We start from the raw sequence: 19,856 nt of genomic DNA on the forward strand, positions 1-19,856 counted from the left end.
AGTATGGTCTCAAAGGAGACCATACCTTACGCCCGTCATTTCTTCCGATACTGACCAGAGACGCGCGGCCAGTTGGTGATCTTGGGCCAGTTCAGGCAAGACCGCTTCACCTGGGATGCCGGTGCGCTCTCCTTTCCCCTGTGGCCCATAATACGCTCCATCCCGTGCTTCGGGGGATGCCAGGGCGTAGAGAAGGGGCCATGCACCCTCTTCTACGGGCTGTCCCAACGCATGAAAGACAGGCCCAGCGAAGCTTCGGGCAATCCGGCGTCCCCAACGACCGACTGGATTACCTGCTGTATCGAGCGCACCATTATTGGCGACGATATTGCTGGCAGCCCATCCAGGGTGAGCAGCCCGGGAGTGAATCGGCCAGGGCGCTTTGTGGGCCCGACGGTTAAGCTCAAGTGCGAAGAGCAAATTGGACAGTTTGCTTTGTCTGTAACGAGCCATAGGATTGTAGCGGTGGCGGGCGTTCAAATCCCCGAATGGCAGTTCTCCTTTCAGGGCCGCCAAGGATGCCACTGTCATGACGGTAGCATTGCCTGCCGCAAGGAGAGGCAACAACCGACCTGTCAGAGCGAAATGACCCAGATGGTTGGTGCCGAATTGGAGTTCGAAGCCATCTTTTGTGGTTAGCCGGGAGGCTGGCCCCATGATGCCAGCGTTGTTGGCAAGCATGTGGATTGGTTGCCCCTTTTCCCGCAGAGCTGTTGCAAATTTAGCGACTGAAGCAAGAGATGCGAGGTCCAGAACCTCAAAGCGTCCCTGCACGCTCGGCACGCGCTCATACAGACGGTTAAGGGCCGCGCGACCTTTTTCAAGGTTGCGACCGCTCAGAATAATGAATGCTCCCTGCTGTGCCAGCCCGCACGCTACTTCGAACCCGAGCCCACCTGTTGAGCCGGTAATGAGTGCGGTCCGTCCATCCAGGCGCTCTAGAGTATCGAGAGACCAGGCGGCGTGAGGAGAGCGGGTCATCAGTGTTTTCCTTTGTCGTTCGCCCCTGAGATGGAGCGCTTTTCGTCTTCTTCAGCCTGCTTCATGGCTTCGTCAGTCAGGCGTTTTTCGTTCTTCTTGAGAAAAAGAAAGGCCCCAACCAAACAGCAGATCCCGACGGCCGCGAGGGCGATTCCGGCTGGCCCTGTAATTTTTTCAATCTGCTTTCCCAACTCGTAAGTGACGAAGGCATAACCGCCGGCCCAGAACAGACCACCCAAGGCATTGAAGAAAAGAAACGAATGCCACGGCATTCGGTTTGCTCCAGCCAGCAGGGCTACAAAAACGCGGAGGATGGCGACAAAGCGCCCAAGGAAAACAACGATTCCGCCATGCTTGCGAAAGAGATATCGCCCCAGCATGAGGCGTTCTTCAGTCAGGCCAACTTTCTTGCCGTGCTTTTTCAGGATGCTGTAGCCAAAATGGTGACCCAGCAGATATCCGAAATTATCCCCCATGATGGCACCGGTGACGGCTGCCAGCGCGATCCACTCGATATGAAGGCGGTGCGTGCTACCGGCATAGAGGGATGCTGCAATGATGATGCTCTCTGCGGGAAGCGGCAAACCCATGCTTTCCAGCATGACCGTCACGCCGATGACGCCATAGCCATATTGCTGAAGCAGATGATCGAGAAGTTGCGTGAGGTGAAACAGTGTCGTGATCCCGTAGAGAATATGGCGGAAGACAAAGCCGCCGGTTACGATACTAGGACATCAGACACAGGATGAAAAATGACTGAGCTTTGCCACTCCCCTGTCGCTGGAAACTGGCCTTCCTGGGTTGGGCCAGATCTTGTGGCGGGACGGACCCTTTCCTTCGCTGAACTGAAAACTGCAGGCGATTGGATCTTCTGGGTGGAGACCCGCCCGGAGGAACAGGGGCGCGCCGTCATTGTGGGGCGGAGACCTGACGGCACGTTGATGGATCTGACGCCTGCTGACCGAACTGTTGGAACCCGCGTTCATGAGTATGGCGGCGGCGCGTGGGACGTTCGTATGAACGGGGAGGATCCGGAGGTGATCTTCAGTGACCGGAAAACAGGCGATCTCTGGGTCAGTAACGGAGAGAGCAGTTCGCGTGTGCTGGATGGGCAGCGTGTGCCGGAGCAGCGCTATGCGGATTTGACGTGGGATCCTGCAGGAGACGGTGTCTTTTGTGTCCGAGAAACCCATGCAGGCGGAGTGCCTGTTGCTACACTCGTTTATGTTGATCCAAAGGGTAAGGAGACGGTGCTTGCAGAAGGAGCAGATTTTTATGCCGCCCCTCGCCCCTCTCCCGATGGCGCTTTTCTGGCGTGGTTTTCATGGCAGAATCCAGAAATGCCCTGGACCGCGACGACACTGAGTGTAGCGCCACTGGATCGAGACACCCTGCAGTTAGGGCCAGCGACGGATCTGACTGGAGATGAGAAATGCAGCATCATCGAGCCGAGATGGGCTCAGGACGGAACACTTTATGCAACATCTGATCTTCCCGGAAGCTGGTCGCCTATCCAGTTCACTCGTGATGAGAGGGGGTGGACGGGCTGTTTCCTGCCTTTTGTGAATGCAGAAATTGGTCTTCCTCATTGGGTCTTTGGTCAGAGAACCCTTTTGCCTCTCTCAAATGGAGAGCTTCTTGCTCTGGGCATCCGGCAGGGTCTGAACTGTGTTCTGCATTTCGCGAATGGTCAGTGGCAGGATGTTCCGATGGGTGCTCCTGTCAATGTCCCCGAAAGACTGACAAATGGGAATTTTGCCTGGATTGATACGCCGGAAGATGCCCCTTCAGCTCTTGCAATAGGAGATATGCACGGACGCTACGAGCGTTTTCGGTCAAGTGTCACTTTTCCTGAAAGTGTCCAAGAGGACGATCTTTCCAAACCTGAGCCACTCTCATTCCGGACTGCAGATGGCGCGGAAGCGCATGCGCTTTTTTATAGGCCGGCAAGTGGTTCGTCTTGTCTTGCAAAGGGGGAAAAACCACCCTTGGTGGTTATGGCACATGGCGGTCCTACTGGACGGGCCAATCCGGCTTTTGCATTTAAAGTTCAGTGGTGGACATCGCGCGGTTTCGCCGTACTGGATGTCAATTACCGAGGTTCAACAGGATTTGGGCGTCAATACCGCGAGGCCTTGGATCTGCAATGGGGCGTTGTAGATGTAGAGGACTGCCTGGCTGGCGTGCGTGCCCTTATCGAGCGTAATCTGGTTGATCCAAGCAGATGCGTCATTCGGGGCAGTAGTGCCGGAGGTCTGACAGTTCTGGCGGCATTGGCTCACTCAAATCTATTTGCTGCGGGGACCTCCCTTTATGGCGTGACAGACCTGCGGGCGCTTGCTGAAGAGACGCATAAGTTTGAGGCACGTTATCTGGATGGCTTGATCGGACCCTACCCGGAGGATGAAGCGGTGTACCTTGAACGTTCTCCTATAACCCACGCTGAAAAGATCAATGTTCCGGTCCTGTTCCTACACGGGGGGGCGGATAAGGTTGTGCCCTTGTCACAGGCTGAAGCGATGAGCACAAAACTCGAACATTCAGAGTTACATGTTTATCCAGAAGAGGGTCATGGGTTCCGTGATCGTGAGGTTGTAGAGGATGCCCTGGTAAGGGAGCTAGGGTTTTACCAGAGAGTCTTTGGTAAAACTCCAAGTTAAAAGATACCGTTGTTTTCTTAATATGATATCTTTTTACAATTTTATCAGATGAGGTATTCTTTGGAATGAATTTCTGAAGATACCTTATCTGGAGTGGTAATGATCATATTCGAGGGCGATGAACTTGTTGTTCATTATCATCAGGGTAATACAGATTATGTTCTAGTAACATTTGAGGGTGCTCACGAAACCAAGAATGCGACAAAAACATTTTTTGGTGCCCCTGTTGTTCGGAAACTGGGTATCACGTGCGTTGGCGTTACAGCTAAAGTTGATCATTGGTATATTTCTCCTGATACGTTGGAGGTTCAGAAGCATATTCTGAATATTACGGAAAAATTTTCTAATACCGTGATAATTGGCATTTCGATGGGTGCGTATGCAGCGCTCTCGTGGTCAAAAATTCTAAACGCTGACACGGTTTTTTCCATGGCACCAAAGTGGTCTTTGGATCCAGAAGAATGCCCTGTGCACGAATATTATTTAACACATAATTTCCGTGAAAACATGAAAGGAATGGGTATACGAAAAGACCAGGTTCAGGGGAGATTATTTGTCGCGTATGATCCTTTGGATGAAGGAGACTGGGAACAGTCACAGCTTCTTTCGGAGAAAATACCGGAAATTAATATTGTAAATACTTACTATTCAGGTCATGTCGTTGCTCATTCTCTTTCTGGAAGTAATCTATTCGGGGAAATAATTGCTGCTCTGGCACATGGCAGCAATCAGGATGTCTATGCTGCGATTGCAAAATCAAGACGATTTAATGAAAATAACTTGAATGCACGATTAACTCGCGCTTCCGACAGACATGCCGGCCTTGTGGCGAAGACGTTAATGTCTTGCAGTGTAATGCGCTTACAACGAAAGCAGAAAATTTTTCAAAACGAAGCTTTGATGGGGCACGTCCTTTATAATCTCCTCATCTCCAACCGCGCTGAAGAAGCTACAAAACTTTATGAAACCGCCACAGAAATTGCGGTATTTGGAGATATTGAAAAAGACAAAAAGACGTCTGTGTCTGAAGAACGGTTCTTGGTGCTTTCTCAGCATGGATATGTTTTATGTTACAACGCCAGAGAAAAAACATTCTGCGGAAGGAACGTTATTATAACGGACCGAGAGGGATTGGATGTATATGCGGTAAGGATAAATGCTGACTTGGTTTTGGCAGTAAATATTAACATGGTGGAAACATATTTTTCATTCCGAGAAGGAAAAATAAAATTCACGCGTGCTCTGGATGATGATCATCTCATTCGAATTATGCCTGCTCGGCAGGATGATGAGGCGTATAGATATTATGCCGTGCGCACAGAAGCAGGCTATATGTGTAGCCATCCAGACCATCGCATTACACTAAATGCCCTTAATCTTTCGGACTGGGAGTGCTTTACGCTCCTCCCCTCTATAGCACGCTCGGTTCCAGAAAAATTTCAGGACATTCCGGATGTGTCGACACCTTCTCAGGAAAAAGAAAACCTTTCTGAAAGTTCTTTTTCACCAGATCAAAATTCTCCATCCTTCTGGCAAAGGTGGCGGCACAGGTTGAAGTGATTATTTTGCCAAGCTGAGGCGACTGCCCAAATATGGTAACAACAGGCTTCTCCCTTCCAAACATCTTAATCAGGTTGCTACATGAAACACCGTGAACTTGGACGCACTGGCATTAAAGTCAGTGAAATCTGCCTTGGTACGATGACTTTTGGGCAGCAGAACACTGAAGCCGAAGGTCATGCCCAGCTCGATATGGCTCTTGAGAACGGTATTAATTTCATCGATACCGCCGAGCTCTATTCTATTCCACCACGTGCTGAAACCTATGGCGCAACTGAAACTATCGTTGGAAGCTGGCTGAAAGCCCGCGGAGGGCGAGACAAACTTGTCATCGCAAGCAAGGTCGTGGGCCGCAGTTCCTCACCCTGGTTTCGGCCTGGTGGGGAAGAGGCTCGGCTGACCCCTGCTCAGATCCGCTATGCCATTGAGGGGTCACTTCGCCGGCTGGGAACAGATTATCTGGATCTCTACCAGCTTCATTGGCCAGACCGGAAAGTGGGTTTGTTTGGAGAGGGCGGAACGACATTCCGGGATCTTCCAGACGCAGATGAAGTTCCTGTTGAGGATACGCTGGGTGCTCTGGCAGATCTCGTAACGGAGGGAAAAATCCGACATGTCGGCCTTTCCAATGAGACGGCCTGGGGCGTTTCACAATTCCTGGCGGCTTCAAAGACCGGTCTTCCGCGTGTCGCGTCCATTCAGAATGCCTACAACCTGATCAATCGTACTTTTGAGATCGGGCTTGCAGAAATGTGCCTTCGGGAAAGCGTGGGACTTCTGGCATATTCCCCTCTTGCCCAAGGGTATTTGACAGGGAAATATCTGAAGGGCGCACGTCCGGCTGGCGCACGCACAACGCTGTTCAATCGTGGGCAGCGTTATGAAAAGCCCGGCGTTGATGTCGCCATCGAGGCCTATCATGCCCTTGCACATGCAGAGGGGCTGGATCCTGTCCAGTTGGCCGTTGCTTTTGTGACCTCACGCCCGTTCGTAACATCCAATATTATTGGTGCGACGAGCACCGACCAGTTGAAGACCATTCTTGGGTCGGTTGATCTCGATATAACGCCAGAACTTGAGGCGAAGATTAACGCGATCCATCAGGTGCATTCCAATCCGGCACCCTGATTATTGACAGGTGTGGGGGCTGGTTTGGCGTCCACATCTTCAAGTAGTCGAAGGGGTATGTCCCAGTCGTCCAATGACGCGGAATGCTGTCAGAACAGCCAGTGTTCCGAAAATCACGACGCCGAGGGACTGCCCAACCAGAATACCGATCGGGCCATAGCCTGACCCCAGCCACACAAACGGAATTGTGCCGAGGGTCGCTCGCCCCCAGTTGAATCCTGTTGAGTAAAACGGATGACCAAGATTGTTGAAAGCTGTATTTGCGACAAATAGCAGCCCGACGAACATGTAGCTCAGTACCAGCCAGCAGCAGAACAGTCGAACGACATCTGCGCCAATGCCCTGTACGTTGAACATGTGAAGGATGATGTTGTGCCCGGCGGCAAGGATGAACCAGGTCGTTCCGACGCACAGGGCCGTCAGTTTGAGGGCTGCCATCAAAGCCTCTCGAACCCGGTCAAACTGTCTTGCGCCAAGGTTCTGCGCCATGATCGGCCCCACAGACCCTGTCAGCGCAAAGACGAGGGCAAAAGCCACTGGAACAATCCTGTCGATTGTGGCTTGGCCAGAAACAGCATTGAGACCGAACTGCGCCATCGCATGGGTGACGAACAGTGCCCCCGTCGGGGTGGCAAGATTGGTGGCAATTGCGGGAACGGCAATCCCGCCGATCTTCCTCAGGGCTGGGGCAAAAGCATCGCGCTTTGGCCATTCAAGCATGGCGTGCCCCCGAAGGTTCAGGAAACCACTGGCCGTGATAGCGCACCGAGACAGGATGGTGCTGATCGCTGCCCCTTCCAGCCCAAGGTGCAGGACAAAGATCATCAGCGGATCGAGAATGGCAGAAACCAGCGCGCCGGTGAGAGTAATGCGCATCGAGCGCTTCGCATCCCCCACGGCCCTAAGAAGCGCGGAAAGTGCCATTCCCAGACAGACAAGCGGCAAGGCAGGAGAAACGACATGAAGGAACGTAGCGGCGTTCTGAAGAGCGGCACCCTGTGCGCCAAGAAGCTGAAGAAGGGGCGTTGCAAAAACTGCCGTCAGAATTCCGAGCACTGCCGCGATGGCGACCATGACCGCAATAAAGGCGGAGGCCAGTCGTCGGGCTTCGGCATGCTGTCGGGCACCAATCAGTCGCCCAATGCAGGCACCAAGCCCAATGGTCATGCCAATTGAAACCGAGATCTGCACGTAACTCAGGGATGTCGCGAATGCGATTGCCGCTGTAAGGGCGGGATCGTGCAGATGCGAGATATAGAAATAATTGAGAAGATCGACCGCAAAAACGGCCATCAGCCCGATAGCCCCTGTGCCTGCCATGGTGATGACGTGGCGCATGATGCTGCCCTGCACGAATCTTGCAGGCTTTACGGGAGAATCGTCAGGGATTCTGGGCTTCGAAGGGTCATCTGATGGCACTGGCATGTCGCCTTATATTGCCTTGTTCCTAGTCAAAGGGCCAGTGGTCCCCTGCTCTTTGTTTAGGGCTGTTTTTAAAGGCGGACCCGCAAAGGAAAGGGCGCTGCCCGTAAGCGAAAAATCAGTCTCGTAAGGGTTTCATTAACGCTTCCTGTGGAACTGTCGGGCCAGACACTACTCGGGCATGTGGCCCGAAGCCCAGTTCTGTCGGAGTCCGCCATGTCGATCATCAATTCTCTCAACACGGCTGTCAGTGGCCTTAACGCCCAGTCTCATGCGTTCAGCGATCTTTCCAACAACATCGCAAACAGCCAGACGAACGGGTACAAAGCCACCACGACAAGCTTTGCGGATTATGTGACGAGCAATGATCTGGCGACTGATGGTCAGGCACTGAGCGACAGTGTCGCTGCGACGACCCGTCAACATACGGACACGCAGGGCATGGTTGTGTCCTCAACCAACACGCTGTCTCTGGCGATCTCTGGAAATGGGTTTTTCAATGTCGTGCAGCCTACTGGCAGCACAGGGTCAAGTACGGCTCCAACATTTAACAGCCAGCAGTACTATACCCGGAACGGCGATTTTTCGGAAAACAACCAAGGGTATCTGGTCAATACGTCCGGATATTATCTTGAAGGCTATCAGGTTGGCTCGGAGGGAGCACTGAGCAGCACACTGGCACCCATCCAGATTCCGGATTCGGTTGCGTTCCAGCCTACGAAAAGCACAACGATGTCGCTCTCTGCTGCCATCGGCAGCACAACGGGAACCGGTCAGAGCAACACATCAACGGCAACTGCTTATGACAGTCAGGGAAATGCACAGACAGTCAGTCTGAACTGGACGCAATCCAGCACAGACCCGCTGACATGGACGGTGAGTAACTCTGCTGATGCCAGCAACTCTGCCACTGTCACATTCAACAGCGATGGATCTTTGGCGTCCGTAAACGGAGCTGCCCAGTCAACCGGGTCTGCTGCGACGTTCTCTTATACGGGATCGCCACAGGACATGACGGTCAGCCTCGGAACGATTGGCAGCACATCAGGGGTCAGTCTCGCGACAGACGGTAGCAGTTACAGCACTAATCCGACCATGACGACGGATAGTGTAACGAGCGGGACATTTACCGGTCTTTCCATGCAGACAGACGGTTCGGTCATGGCGACGTTCGATAATGGCCTGTCTCAGCTTCTGGCCAAGATTCCGCTGACGACATTCGCCGACCCGAACGGTCTCTCTGCTCAGAACGGGCAGGCTTACACCGCAACGGCATCCTCAGGAGCACCAGTCGTCAACGCAGTGAATACGAATGGAGCAGGCACACTCAGCACCAGCTCTGTCGAAAGTTCAACGACGGACCTGACGAGTGATCTGACCAAGCTGATCGTGGCCCAGCAGGCCTATGGTGCCAACACGAAGATCGTGACCACGGCAAACCAGCTTCTTCAGACCACTCTGGCGATGATCCAGTAAGGCTAGGTAAAGGGAATTCCGCATCATGGGACTGACTGACTCTCTTTCGATTGCCGTTTCTGGCCTTCAGGCCGTTCAGTATGGAATGTCTACGGCGTCCCAGAATGTCGCCAACGCATCTACAGGCGGATATATCAAAGAAGTCGCCAATGTTCAGTCTGTTGTAAATGACGGAACAGGCGGTGGTGTCCGCCGGGCCACTACCACCCTGGCATCGAATACGAATATTCAGGCAGCTCTCTATTCACAGAATGCGGACGTCGCAGAATACACAACGACCAGTAATTCCCTTTCAGCCATCACGGCTCTTCAAGGTTCTACTTCCGCGGATTCAGGCAGTAGCGGCACCCTTTCAGACCAGCTGGGTAATCTTCAGTCAGCCCTGACATCCCTGACGGCAACGTCGTCCAGCTCGACAGCCCAAAGCACTGTTCTTGCTGCGGCTAGCACCTTTGCCCAGTCGCTCAATTCCCTCGCGGAAGCGACGCAGACACAGCGTCAGAATGCGCAGGACGGCGTTGTTTCGTCTGTGTCAGATATCAACACCAATCTGACGACGATTGGAAATCTTTCAACGAAGATCATGACGTTGAAAAGTCAGGGACTTGATACAGCCGATCTGGAAAATCAGCGGTTTACAGCGTTATCTTCGCTATCCAGTGATTTAAGTGTGTCCTGGAAAGTGTCAGCCAATGGCGACATGTCCATCACGACATCAGACGGGCTGACACTGCCGACGCATAATACGACAGCGGGAGCGACAGACGCCGTTTCCAGCACATGGCCCCTGACGACAGCATCAGCGCAGATTTCGACCAGTATGAGCTATCCTGGAACGTCAGACGTCAATTCCATTCCAGCAATTACTCTAAACGGGAAAGACATTACCGGGCACCTGACGGGTGGAACGCTAGGCGCGAATATCACTCTTCGTGATACAACTCTTCCAACAATGCAGGCCCAGCTTGACTCCTTGGCCTATACAGCAGCCAGCCGTTTTAGTGCACAGGGTATGACACTGTTCACGAGCTCGGATGGAAGTGTCCCAGGTGCGTCTCAAACTGAGATTACTCCGTCGGGAAGCGTTGGTTTTGCACAGGACATCCAGGTTTCGCAGGCCTATGAGGATGATCCATCACTTCTTGTCTCGGGAGAGACGGCCGGAACAAGCGTCATTCAGAACGTTCTGTCTTATGCATTTGGTACGACGCAGTCAGACGGAAGTAGCCAGACAGCAGCGCCGACTACTGGGCTTGGTATGACGGGCCAGTTGTCTACGGGCTATAGTGGCTCGCAAAGCCTCATCGCGCTTGCGACGTCTATGACCGCAAATCAGGCCGCAACGGCCAACACGGCCAGTAGTAATCTGTCTCTTGCCCAGACGACACAGAGTAGTCTGTCTTCAAGCCTCTCCGGGACATCAAGTGTTTCGGTAGATACCGAGATGGCAAATATCGTCACCTTGCAGAATGCTTACTCAGCAAACGCGAAAGTCATTTCGTCGGTGCAGACTATGTTTACGGCCCTTCTGAATGCGGTTGGGAGCTGAAAATGACAGGAACGGTTACGTCTTTCGGATATAGTGGTGTCTCTCTCCAGCAGACGCTGAATCTGACATCCCTGTCGCAGAAGAACAGTAGTCTGCAGACGCAAGCTTCCACTGGTGTGATATCGGATAGCTACGCAGGTCTCGGAACCGCACGTACACAGGCGCTGGCTCTTCAGCCTGCCATCACGCAGGTTACCGCATGGAGCAGTAATATCACGACTGCACAAAACAGATTAACCACGACCCAATCTGTTTTGAGCCAGATTTCGACGATTGCCAGTAATCTGAATGAAACATTATCCACCCTTGCGGGGAGCGTTTCCTCAAGCACGATAGGCACAGCCGCCCAACAGGCCAAAACAGCTCTTACGTCTTTAGGCAATCTGTTGAATACACAGCAGGGAGATAGTTATATCTTCTCTGGCTTGCAGTCTTCCAAAGCACCGGTGAATGGTGATCCAGGAAACTCTGATCTGGCATCATCGATTTCCGAGGCGGTGAACCAGATGGGAACAGACGGAGCATCCTCTGTTCTTTCATCTACCCTTACGCTGGCAGGCAACAGCTCCGATAATCAGCCATTTTCAGCATCGCTTTCCACAGACCCAACAACAGCGGCTGCACAGAATTTGCAGATCGTAACTGGAAAGAACGAGACTGCGACGGCAGGCATTGTGGCTACCCAAGGGACCGCATCTTCTGATAGTTCCACGGGCTCTCCCATTCGGGATTTGATGCGCAACCTGATGGTTGTGGCGTCTCTTGGGTCAGCTGATCCTGGAGACGCAGACTATACGCAGCTTATCCAGGGCCTTCAGGATACGAATACAGCTGCGATAGATGGTCTGTCTGACATGAGCGGAGTGCTTGGCGTGCAGCAGAACAGCCTGACCAGTCAGAGCGCGATGTTGGAGCAGATGAAGTCCGCTCTAACGACTCAGTTAGGGACAACGAAAGATGCTGATCTTGCGCAGGTATCGGTTCAGCTCAACGATACCAGTAACCAGTTGCAGGCATCTTACTCCATCATTGCAGACATGAAGGGTATGACCCTTGCAAGTTATCTTTAAGAAGCGTTGAAAAAGTCGGCCTGACGTCGCATATCCAAGTTACTTTCCTGAAAGGAGATTTGTAACCATGAATGCAACCCAGGGTCAGGCCGAAAAGCATGAATTCAGTGCCGAAGTTGGGCGTCTGCTCGACCTCGTTGTTCATGCTCTCTATTCGGATCGTGAGATATTCCTTCGCGAGCTCGTCGCAAATGCTGCAGATGCGACCGACAAGCGGCGCTTTGAAGCACTGACGGATGCATCTCTTGCTTTGCCGGAAAATGCGGGTATCCGCATCGCGCCGGAGAAAGACAAGAAAGAGCTGATCATTTCTGATGATGGCGTTGGTATGACGCACGATGAACTGGCTCAGAACCTTGGTACGATTGCACGGTCCGGGACACGTGCTTTTGGCGAAAAGCTGAGTTCTGCAAAAGCAGAAGACCGGCCAAGTCTGATCGGGCAGTTCGGCGTAGGATTTTATGCTGCATTCATGGTTGCTGACAGTGTGGATGTCACATCCCGGAAGGCTGGTTCTGATGAGGCCTGGACGTGGTCTTCGGACGGAAAGGGGTCTTTTACTCTGATGCCTTCAACCCGTTCTACACCGGGGACAGATATCGTCCTTCATATGAAGGACGATGCGGATGAGTTTCTGGATAGCTGGCGTCTGCGATCGATTATCCGTAAATGGGCGGACCATATCTCCTGGCCAATTACTCTGCGTGAAGCCAAGGAAGACGGAACGACGGAAGATAAGGCTGCCAATGAAGGCACCGCTCTATGGCGTAAGCAGAAGTCTGAAATAACGCCTGAGCAGTATACGGAATTCTATCGTCATATTGCTCGTGCATTTGATGAGCCGTATGCGACCATGCATTGGCATGCGGAAGGCACGACGGAATTTACGGCCCTTCTGTTTCTGCCAAGTGCGCGACCATTTGATTTCATGGAGCAGTCCCGGGAAAGCCGGATCCACCTCCATGTTCGTCGCATGTTTATTACGGACGAGGCCGATCTTCTCCCTAACTGGATGCGCTTTGTCCAGGGTGTCGTAGACACGGAAGACCTGCCGCTGAATGTCTCTCGTGAGATGCTTCAGGCAACGCCTGTTCTGGCCCGTATTCGTAAAGCTGTTACCAAGCGTGTTCTGACGGAAATCAAGAATCGCGCCAAAGAAGCAGACGATGGCTTCAATGCGTTCTGGGAGAATTTCGGCGCGGTTATCAAGGAAGGCCTCTGGGAAGATAGCGAGCACCGTCAGGAAATTGCAGGTTTTGCCCGTTTCCACACAACCCATAGTGATGATCTGACTACGCTTGATGATTATATCTCGCGCATGAAGGACGGCCAGGAGGTGATTTACTTCCTGACAGGAGATAATCTTGATGCGTTGAAGGCATCTGCCCAGCTTGAAGGTTTCCGGGCGCGGGGACTTGAGGTTCTTCTTCTGTCGGATCCAGTGGATGGATTCTGGCCGGAGCGTCTCCATTCGTACAACGACAAGATACTGCGGTCTGTCGTGTATTCACACGGTGATCTGGAAAAATTCCCGACAGATACTGATGAGACAGTCGAACCGGCCGATCTGGAAAAGCTGGTACCAGCCCTGAAGGATGCGCTGGGCGACGCCGTCAAAGATGTGCGTGGGACTGTGCGCCTGACCGATAGTGCTGTTGTCATCACGTCGGAGGGAGGGCCGGATCTGGCCATGCAGCGTCTGATGCGTCGGTCCGGCCAGGCTCTTCCAGAAGCGCCGCCTATCCTGGAAATCAATCCGCGGCATCCTCTGATCAAGGCGCTCTCCGAGCGTGTTTCCAAGGGCGAGAGCATCAAGGATCTTGCCCGTGTGTTGCTGGATCTTGCGCGTGTTCAGGAAGGTGAGCCTCTTCCTGATCCAACCGGCTTTGCACGCCTTCTGGCGGGGCTCCTTGCAGGTTCGGCAAGCGCCTGACAGCCTTGTGTGGCTGTATCGAGAGACTGAATAGGAGCGGGGGAGTAATCCTCCGCTCTTTTCTTTTGTAAGGCCCTGTGAGACTGCTGGGCTTAACCATTCCATGCTTTGGAGAGACAGGCCTTGATTGATGATTTTCGCTTTGGGCGCATTACGGTCATTGGGGATCTCCTCCTGGATCAGTATGTCTCGGGTAATGTCAGTCGAATTTCTCCAGAGGCACCTGTCCCGGTTTTGCTGAATGACGGAATTAGACGTGTGCCGGGCGGGGCTGCGAATGTGGCAGTCAACGCGGCTGCGTTGGGGGTCGAAGTACGGCTGGTTGGACTGGTGGGCCATGACCAGGCTGCCGAGCAACTTAAAGAGGCTTTGTGTGAATGGCCGTTGGTCAATCAGGAAGGAATTGTTTCGTCACCTGATTGGACAACGATTACAAAAACGCGGGTTGTTAGTGGTCTTCAGCAGATTGTTCGCATCGACGTGGAAAAAATCGTTCCTCTGAATGAAGATGTCCGCCAGCGCCTGATTCAGGCTGCTGAAAAAGCCACTGAAGATACGGACGTCGTTGTTTGCTCGGACTATGCGAAAGGCGTTCTGGATGATGCGGTTCTGAAGGCTGTTATTGCGGTGGGGCGAGCGAAGGGGATTCCGGTTCTTGTTGATCCCAAGCGGCGCACGTTAGAAGCGTATGCTGGCGCTACTCTGGTGACACCTAACAGACTTGAAGCAGAACAGGCCACGGGTCTTTCGGCACGGACAGACGAAGAAGTTCTGAATGTTGCAAAGACATTATCGAGCCAGTTTGGCGGAGATGTTCTGATTACCCGTTCAGAGGATGGCATGACGCTGTGGCGGCGTAATGGCACGTATAATCATGTGGCTGCACGGAAATCAGAGGTCTTCGACGTGTCGGGAGCGGGCGACACAGTTGTTGCGACCGTTGCGTCTGTTCTTTCCGCCGGACAGGATCTTGAAACAGCCGTGGTCATAGCAACAGCGGCGGCCTCCATTTCGGTCGGAAAGCTCGGGACAGCCACTGTGTCGAAGGAAGAACTTTCCCGAGAACTGGGGGAAGAGATTCCGGAAAACGGAGCGCTTGTTGCCCTAGAGGATGCTGCGCGTATTGCTGAAAACTGGCGCCGTCATGGTGCGCGTGTGGTCTTTACAAACGGATGCTTTGATCTCGTCCATCCCGGCCATATTTCTCTTTTACAGGCTGCTGCGCGGGAAGGGGACAAACTGATTGTTGCCTTGAATACGGATCGTTCGGTTTCTGCTCTGAAAGGGCCAAGTCGACCCATTCAGAAAGAGGATGCACGGGCCACAGTGATTGGAGCGTTGCGAGCGGTGGATCTTGTTATCCTGTTTGATGAAGAGACGCCTTTGGAGGCCATTCGTGCAATTAAACCAGATGTTCTGGTCAAGGGTTCAGACTACACCGAAGACCAGGTCGTAGGCGGTGATTTCGTAAAATCGTGTGGAGGGCGTGTTGCACTGGTTGATCTTGTTGGAGGCCAATCAACGACACGTCTGGTTCAGGGCATCCACAAGAAGAGTTATGATTGACGACGCGTGACTTTAACCGATCAGTCTTTTTGGTCGAACGTCTCTGGGAGAGACACCAAATTTCTGGCGAAAACGCCGTGAGAAATGTGCGGCGTTTCTGAAGCCGTGCTTGAGCGCAATCTCGGCAATATTCAGTGAGATTAGTTCTGAAGACTGAAGATCCTTGTAGATGCGTTCAAGGCGTCGGTTCAGAATCCATCCGGCGACGGCACCCGGCTCTCCGTCGAATAAAAGATACAGTGCTCGGGCTGAAATGCCGTAGGCCGCGGCAATGACCTGGGGAGTGAGATCAGGTTCATGCAAACGCGTTTCGATATAGGTGCGGATATGCTTCTGCCGGTATCGCCGACGACCAGCCGCTGAGAGATCTAAATCCAAGGCGTCTAAGAGGGTGGTCAGGAGCAGATCCGTCAGATGTTTGAGAAGACGTGCTTGAGTCTGAGAAGAGGAGGGAGACAGCGCATCCTGCACAATCAGGTCACAGGTCACAAACAGAAAGCGCCCAGGACCAGATCGAGTTGAGAATGCGACAGGAGGTAAGCCAGACAAGACTGGAAGCTGAGCAAGAAGAGCCTCTTTCCGGACAGAGAGCACTAGCGTATCGCTTTGCGGATGCTCACGTAGTGAAAACAGGGTGCCCCCATCCTCAGGAGGGAGGGCAAGTTGCGCAGCATTTAGATAGAGAATTCCGCCATCCTGCTGAGTGAGAAGGAAAATTATTCTTTCTCCTGCAAAGCATCTCGCAAATACCTCCGGATTCTGAAACCAGGAAGATGACCTCCGCTGTACAACGGGCTCGAAGCCGCGTGAAGGCACGGGAAGAGTAGCAAGCGGAATAACGCGAGCGGGCTGCTCTGATGAACGCCCATCTTTGGACATGGCAAAAACTCTAAGGAAGCTCCCGGTGTAACAGGGGAGATCCTCTATAAATGAACTCGTACGCCAGATAAATGCAGGCCGGCGGCCCTTGTTGTTTCACGATAAGGCATCTGAGGCCTTTCTCGCTGAAAAGAAACAAGAATCTCAACATTAAAATATTTTTGAATAATAGACAAAATTTCTTGAATATATGGTTAAATTAATCCGTCAAAATTCAAAATTTTTTTTATTTTAATCATAATCTTAATTAAAGAATTATTACCTAAATAAGGTATACCTAAAATATCACCTCATATTCGATAGATATTCTGTAAGAATGTTGGGAAGATTTTTTTGAATAAGGCCTATTGAAGTATTTTCTTCGGTACGCAGGCGGTCAAGTGTCGAGAGGTCGCTTGTGAAGCCCAGACGGTTAGCCAGGAGAATGAGAATATCCAAAGAGGCGATCTGGTAGGAGCGATAACTGATATCTGTAAGAATGCTTTTGAGAAGACTGTTCTCTTCTCCACTGTGAAGCAGGCTGGAAACTGTGTTCAGAATTGAAGACACTGTTTCATGAGCTGCTGGAGCAGGGTGACCATGGCGGCCAAGCAGCATTCTGATTTCATCCGCATGGGCGCGCCGCATGGTGAGATCCTGCTTCATCTGGACGCTAAGGTTTTCATAGCGCGCGCAGCCGGGAAGCTCGGAAAGCACAGTTTCAATGGTCTTGGTTTCAATTGCCAGATGGTCCAGCAGTCGCTCAAGATAGACATCTAGTGCGGTTTGCTCTGCGGACTTAGTTCTGCTGGCCATGGGAGTCCTCTAACGTCGTGACGACGGGGTTTCGCCCTATATCCGTGCAGGAGAAGGGATCTGTCAACGGTGGGTGGCGAGTTGTGGGTGCCTTATAAAAAATCCCCATGCCAGAGAACTGACATGGGGATCGAGACTGGCTGTTTTCTATAGGGTTAGAAGCCAGCGCTGACGCTTGCGATTGCTGCGAACGGAGCAGCAATGGCGTAAGTCGGCGTAGAACCACTGACCTTTTTGCCGTAGATACCGGTCTGTTCTGTTGCGTTGGTCTGGATGCCCTTCACGAAACCCAGATAGGCTCTGTCCGTCAGGTTGGAGAAGTTGATGCGGACGTTAGGCGCCTGAAGGAAGCCAAGGTTACCGAAGCGGTAGCCAATGTTCGCGTTCATCAGGACGTAACCCGGAATGGACTGGTCGTTCATGAACGTGGAGTACTGGCGCGACACATACTTCAGGTTATACCCCCCAAAGAGGTGACCGTCGTCGTAGTCAAGGTTGAAGCCGACCTGAAACTTCGGTGTTTCTGGAGCGAACTTGCCCTTGGTACGAAGATAGTCAATTCCAGTGCCGCTTCCTGCCTGCAGATTGCTGCCAAGGCGGGCATCAACATATTCAAATGACACATATGGGCGGAAATAACGGAAAATCGGACGGGTACCGAATTCTGCATCGACACCGTTTGTCGTCTGACCGCCGGCATTGATATTGGTAGAGCCATAGATCGTGCAAAGATCATTCAAGCACTGGCTGGAAGACATCAGGCGGTTTGTGAAGTCGTAATGGAAGTAGGTGATCGACCCCATGAAGGTCTTGCCGGTGTAACGGTAACCTACTTCTTCAGAAATCGAAATTTCCGGCTTTTGGTTCAGGTTCGCCTGTGTTGAATAGTAGCCATTTCTGTAAGTTCCTGCGTCATACAGTGCGTAGTTGGTCGGCATACGGAAGTTGGTCGCGCCAGAGACAAAGATCTGGTTTTCCGGGTTGATCTGGTATCGGATCGCAACCGTTGGCAGAGGCTCTTTGTATGTCTGGCTAATATTACGTCCCGTCAGTGTATCCGGCAGCATATTGGTGCCGCTACGAAGAACGATAGCGTATTTGAAGCCGGCGTCGATTGTCAGCTTGTTGTTCAGCAGGGACAGAGTGTCACCAATGAACATGGTATGGACGCGCGTCTGGGTCAGTGTGTTGCGGTACTGGTAGGTTTGGCCGTTTGCCAAGACGACATTTGCTGCGCTGCCCCAGAGATCCCACGGATTTCCGTCGGCACCCACGCCTGTGTACGGGCCCTGCTGAGCCTGCTTGGCGTATTCGAACCAGTAACCAACCATCAGACGGTTGTTTCCGGTTGTCAGTGTCAACTTAGTGACGGCACCCGGACGATAGGTCTTGGTGATGGAAGGGTTATACAGGACGCGCGACTTGCTGGTCTGGCCGTTCAGGCTGCCTGTCATGGTCTGTGCGCCATAAGACAGTTTCGTCATGTCCGTGACGTATGCACCACCACCGCTGCCATCGCCGTACCAGAAATACGGTGTTTCCGTCATGGTCAGGTGGTCTGTCAGCTTGAAGGTCGACGGAGCGCTGGCATAGATATTGGTGAACGGGTTCTGGTGCAGCTTGTAGTAGGATGTGCCCCCATCAGAAGCGCTGGGGTTATAAGTGGAATTCCAGACCGTGTTGGAAATGTTCTGACCGGCAGCATTCTTGCCGGGCGCAACATAACGATCCTTCACGCCTCGGCCATAGGCGTCCCAGGACGCTTCGCTCACATTAGGTGTCAGATAGTTGTAGAGACGGTTGCCAACGATCGCGAGAGAGACGCGGTTGCCGTCGCCCCAGTCGTTCACGATCTTGGTTTCTGCGTGCAGCTTGCGGTTAGTCGCATCGCTGTTATTCACGCCTTCCGTGGCATAGGAGCCAGAGAAATAGGCGCGCAGATTGGTGTTGCCAATCTTGCCTGTGTCGAGGCGCAGAAAGCCACGGGTGTAATCGTAGGAACCATAGCTGACGCCGAGGCGGCCGCCTGCTTTCATCTGAGGATCGATCATGTACATGTCGACCACACCGCCCGTTGAACTGATATGCGGGCTGTCGAGGTCAGCTGACCCCTGGGCCACGCGAACCGTCCGCAGGTTTTCTGAGTCCACGATTTCCTGGGAGTAGACCGCGAAGTTTCCGATGTCGTTGATCGGGAAGCCTTCAAGCGTGAAGCCGATCTGGGACTGATCCAGACCACGCATGCTCATGGAGCTGCCTGTCAGACCGGCTGGGTCACCGGACGACACGTTTGCACCCGGAAGCAGCGAAATCAGCTGCATCGGATCAGCGCCCGGAACCTGCTTCTCGATGAAGTCGCGGGATACGGCCGAGACAGACTTGGCGCTGTCCTGCTTCTCCATCAGGCCACCACCGACAGCACGACGGGTTACACCGTCGAACGCATGGTGACCGCTCACGGCAACATGCTCTTCATGCACGTCTGTTGGAGCCGTGTTGCCCATCATGGATGGAGCAGCAATTTCCGTCTTCGGCTTGGCTTTATGATGTTTCGTATCAGAAACATCTGAAGCGGGAGCTGCAAGCGCTGGCATCGTACCGAATGCGATCAGCGCAGAGGTCGAGAGGAGGCGTGTAAGGCGCATCGTCTGTTGGGTCTTTCTCGGCCAGACAAGTTGGTTCGGCAGAGGAAAACCATGGTTTACAAACGGTATCAATTAGATGATGCAAGTCACATTACGACACATCGGGTATATGGTAATTTCGCCACAAACCCGGCTGAGAACGGCCATTTATAGGGCGATACGCGTACGTTTTGTGACAGTTCAGAGAAATAC

The 19,856-nt window shown here is 52.7% G+C and carries 14 protein-coding genes; 8 read left to right on the forward strand and 6 right to left on the reverse strand.

The annotated features are described in order from the left end of the window. Positions 1-9 precede the first annotated feature (9 nt). Entirely contained in the window at positions 10-981 is a 972-nt protein-coding gene (locus GFR01_RS06105; protein ID WP_099181721.1) for an SDR family oxidoreductase, read from the reverse strand. After that, positions 981-1,583 (reverse strand): DedA family protein, encoded by a 603-nt coding sequence (locus GFR01_RS06110; protein ID WP_174694691.1) that lies wholly within the window; start codon positions 1,581-1,583, stop codon positions 981-983. The genes GFR01_RS06105 and GFR01_RS06110 overlap by 1 nt, the downstream gene beginning before the upstream one ends. A 150-nt stretch (positions 1,584-1,733) precedes the next feature. Here GFR01_RS06110 and GFR01_RS06115 point away from each other — a divergent pair, with 150 nt between their 5' ends. From GFR01_RS06115 to GFR01_RS06125, 3 genes are all read left to right on the forward strand, one after another. After that, entirely contained in the window at positions 1,734-3,641 is a 1,908-nt protein-coding gene (locus GFR01_RS06115) for a S9 family peptidase (protein ID WP_099181723.1), read from the forward strand. A gap of 99 nt (positions 3,642-3,740) precedes the next feature. Further along, positions 3,741-5,201: a hypothetical protein gene (locus GFR01_RS06120; RefSeq protein WP_099181724.1), complete on the forward strand. Its 1,461-nt coding sequence runs from the start codon at positions 3,741-3,743 to the stop codon at positions 5,199-5,201. A gap of 81 nt (positions 5,202-5,282) precedes the next feature. Next, complete coding sequence (locus tag GFR01_RS06125; RefSeq protein ID WP_099181725.1) at positions 5,283-6,329, forward strand: aldo/keto reductase; 1,047 nt, start codon at positions 5,283-5,285, stop codon at positions 6,327-6,329. 39 nt (positions 6,330-6,368) lie between these two features. Here GFR01_RS06125 and GFR01_RS06130 read toward each other — a convergent pair whose 3' ends face one another. Further along, positions 6,369-7,667 carry an MATE family efflux transporter gene (locus GFR01_RS06130; RefSeq protein WP_240284920.1) on the reverse strand — a complete coding sequence of 433 codons (1,299 nt, stop codon included), beginning with the start codon at positions 7,665-7,667 and terminating at the stop codon, positions 6,369-6,371. A gap of 300 nt (positions 7,668-7,967) precedes the next feature. Here GFR01_RS06130 and flgE point away from each other — a divergent pair, with 300 nt between their 5' ends. From flgE to rfaE1, 5 genes are all read left to right on the forward strand, one after another. After that, on the forward strand, positions 7,968-9,227 hold the full coding sequence (flgE, locus tag GFR01_RS06135) for a flagellar hook protein FlgE (RefSeq protein WP_063905036.1): 1,260 nt from the start codon (positions 7,968-7,970) through the stop codon (positions 9,225-9,227). A gap of 25 nt (positions 9,228-9,252) precedes the next feature. Further along, on the forward strand, positions 9,253-10,776 hold the full coding sequence (flgK, locus tag GFR01_RS06140; RefSeq protein WP_099181727.1) for a flagellar hook-associated protein FlgK: 1,524 nt from the start codon (positions 9,253-9,255) through the stop codon (positions 10,774-10,776). A 2-nt stretch (positions 10,777-10,778) separates the two neighbouring features. Beyond that, positions 10,779-11,846, forward strand: coding sequence for a flagellin (locus GFR01_RS06145; RefSeq protein WP_099181728.1), 1,068 nt, complete (start codon positions 10,779-10,781; stop codon positions 11,844-11,846). Positions 11,847-11,913: 67 nt separating this feature from the next. Then, entirely contained in the window at positions 11,914-13,779 is a 1,866-nt protein-coding gene (htpG, locus tag GFR01_RS06150) for a molecular chaperone HtpG (RefSeq protein WP_099181729.1), read from the forward strand. Between the two features lie 123 nt (positions 13,780-13,902). Continuing rightward, positions 13,903-15,345 carry a D-glycero-beta-D-manno-heptose-7-phosphate kinase gene (gene rfaE1 / locus GFR01_RS06155; protein WP_099181730.1) on the forward strand — a complete coding sequence of 481 codons (1,443 nt, stop codon included), beginning with the start codon at positions 13,903-13,905 and terminating at the stop codon, positions 15,343-15,345. Positions 15,346-15,357: 12 nt separating this feature from the next. Here rfaE1 and GFR01_RS06160 read toward each other — a convergent pair whose 3' ends face one another. From GFR01_RS06160 to GFR01_RS06170, 3 genes are all read right to left on the reverse strand, one after another. After that, on the reverse strand, positions 15,358-16,224 hold the full coding sequence (locus tag GFR01_RS06160) for a helix-turn-helix domain-containing protein (protein WP_099181731.1): 867 nt from the start codon (positions 16,222-16,224) through the stop codon (positions 15,358-15,360). 285 nt (positions 16,225-16,509) lie between these two features. Continuing rightward, positions 16,510-17,019: a DUF892 family protein gene (locus GFR01_RS06165; protein WP_099181732.1), complete on the reverse strand. Its 510-nt coding sequence runs from the start codon at positions 17,017-17,019 to the stop codon at positions 16,510-16,512. 155 nt (positions 17,020-17,174) lie between these two features. Next, complete coding sequence (locus tag GFR01_RS06170; RefSeq protein ID WP_099181733.1) at positions 17,175-19,664, reverse strand: TonB-dependent receptor; 2,490 nt, start codon at positions 19,662-19,664, stop codon at positions 17,175-17,177. Positions 19,665-19,856 lie beyond the last annotated feature (192 nt).

This window comes from Gluconobacter frateurii (genome assembly GCF_002723955.1).
GTDB classification, from domain to species: Bacteria; Pseudomonadota; Alphaproteobacteria; order Acetobacterales; family Acetobacteraceae; genus Gluconobacter; species Gluconobacter frateurii.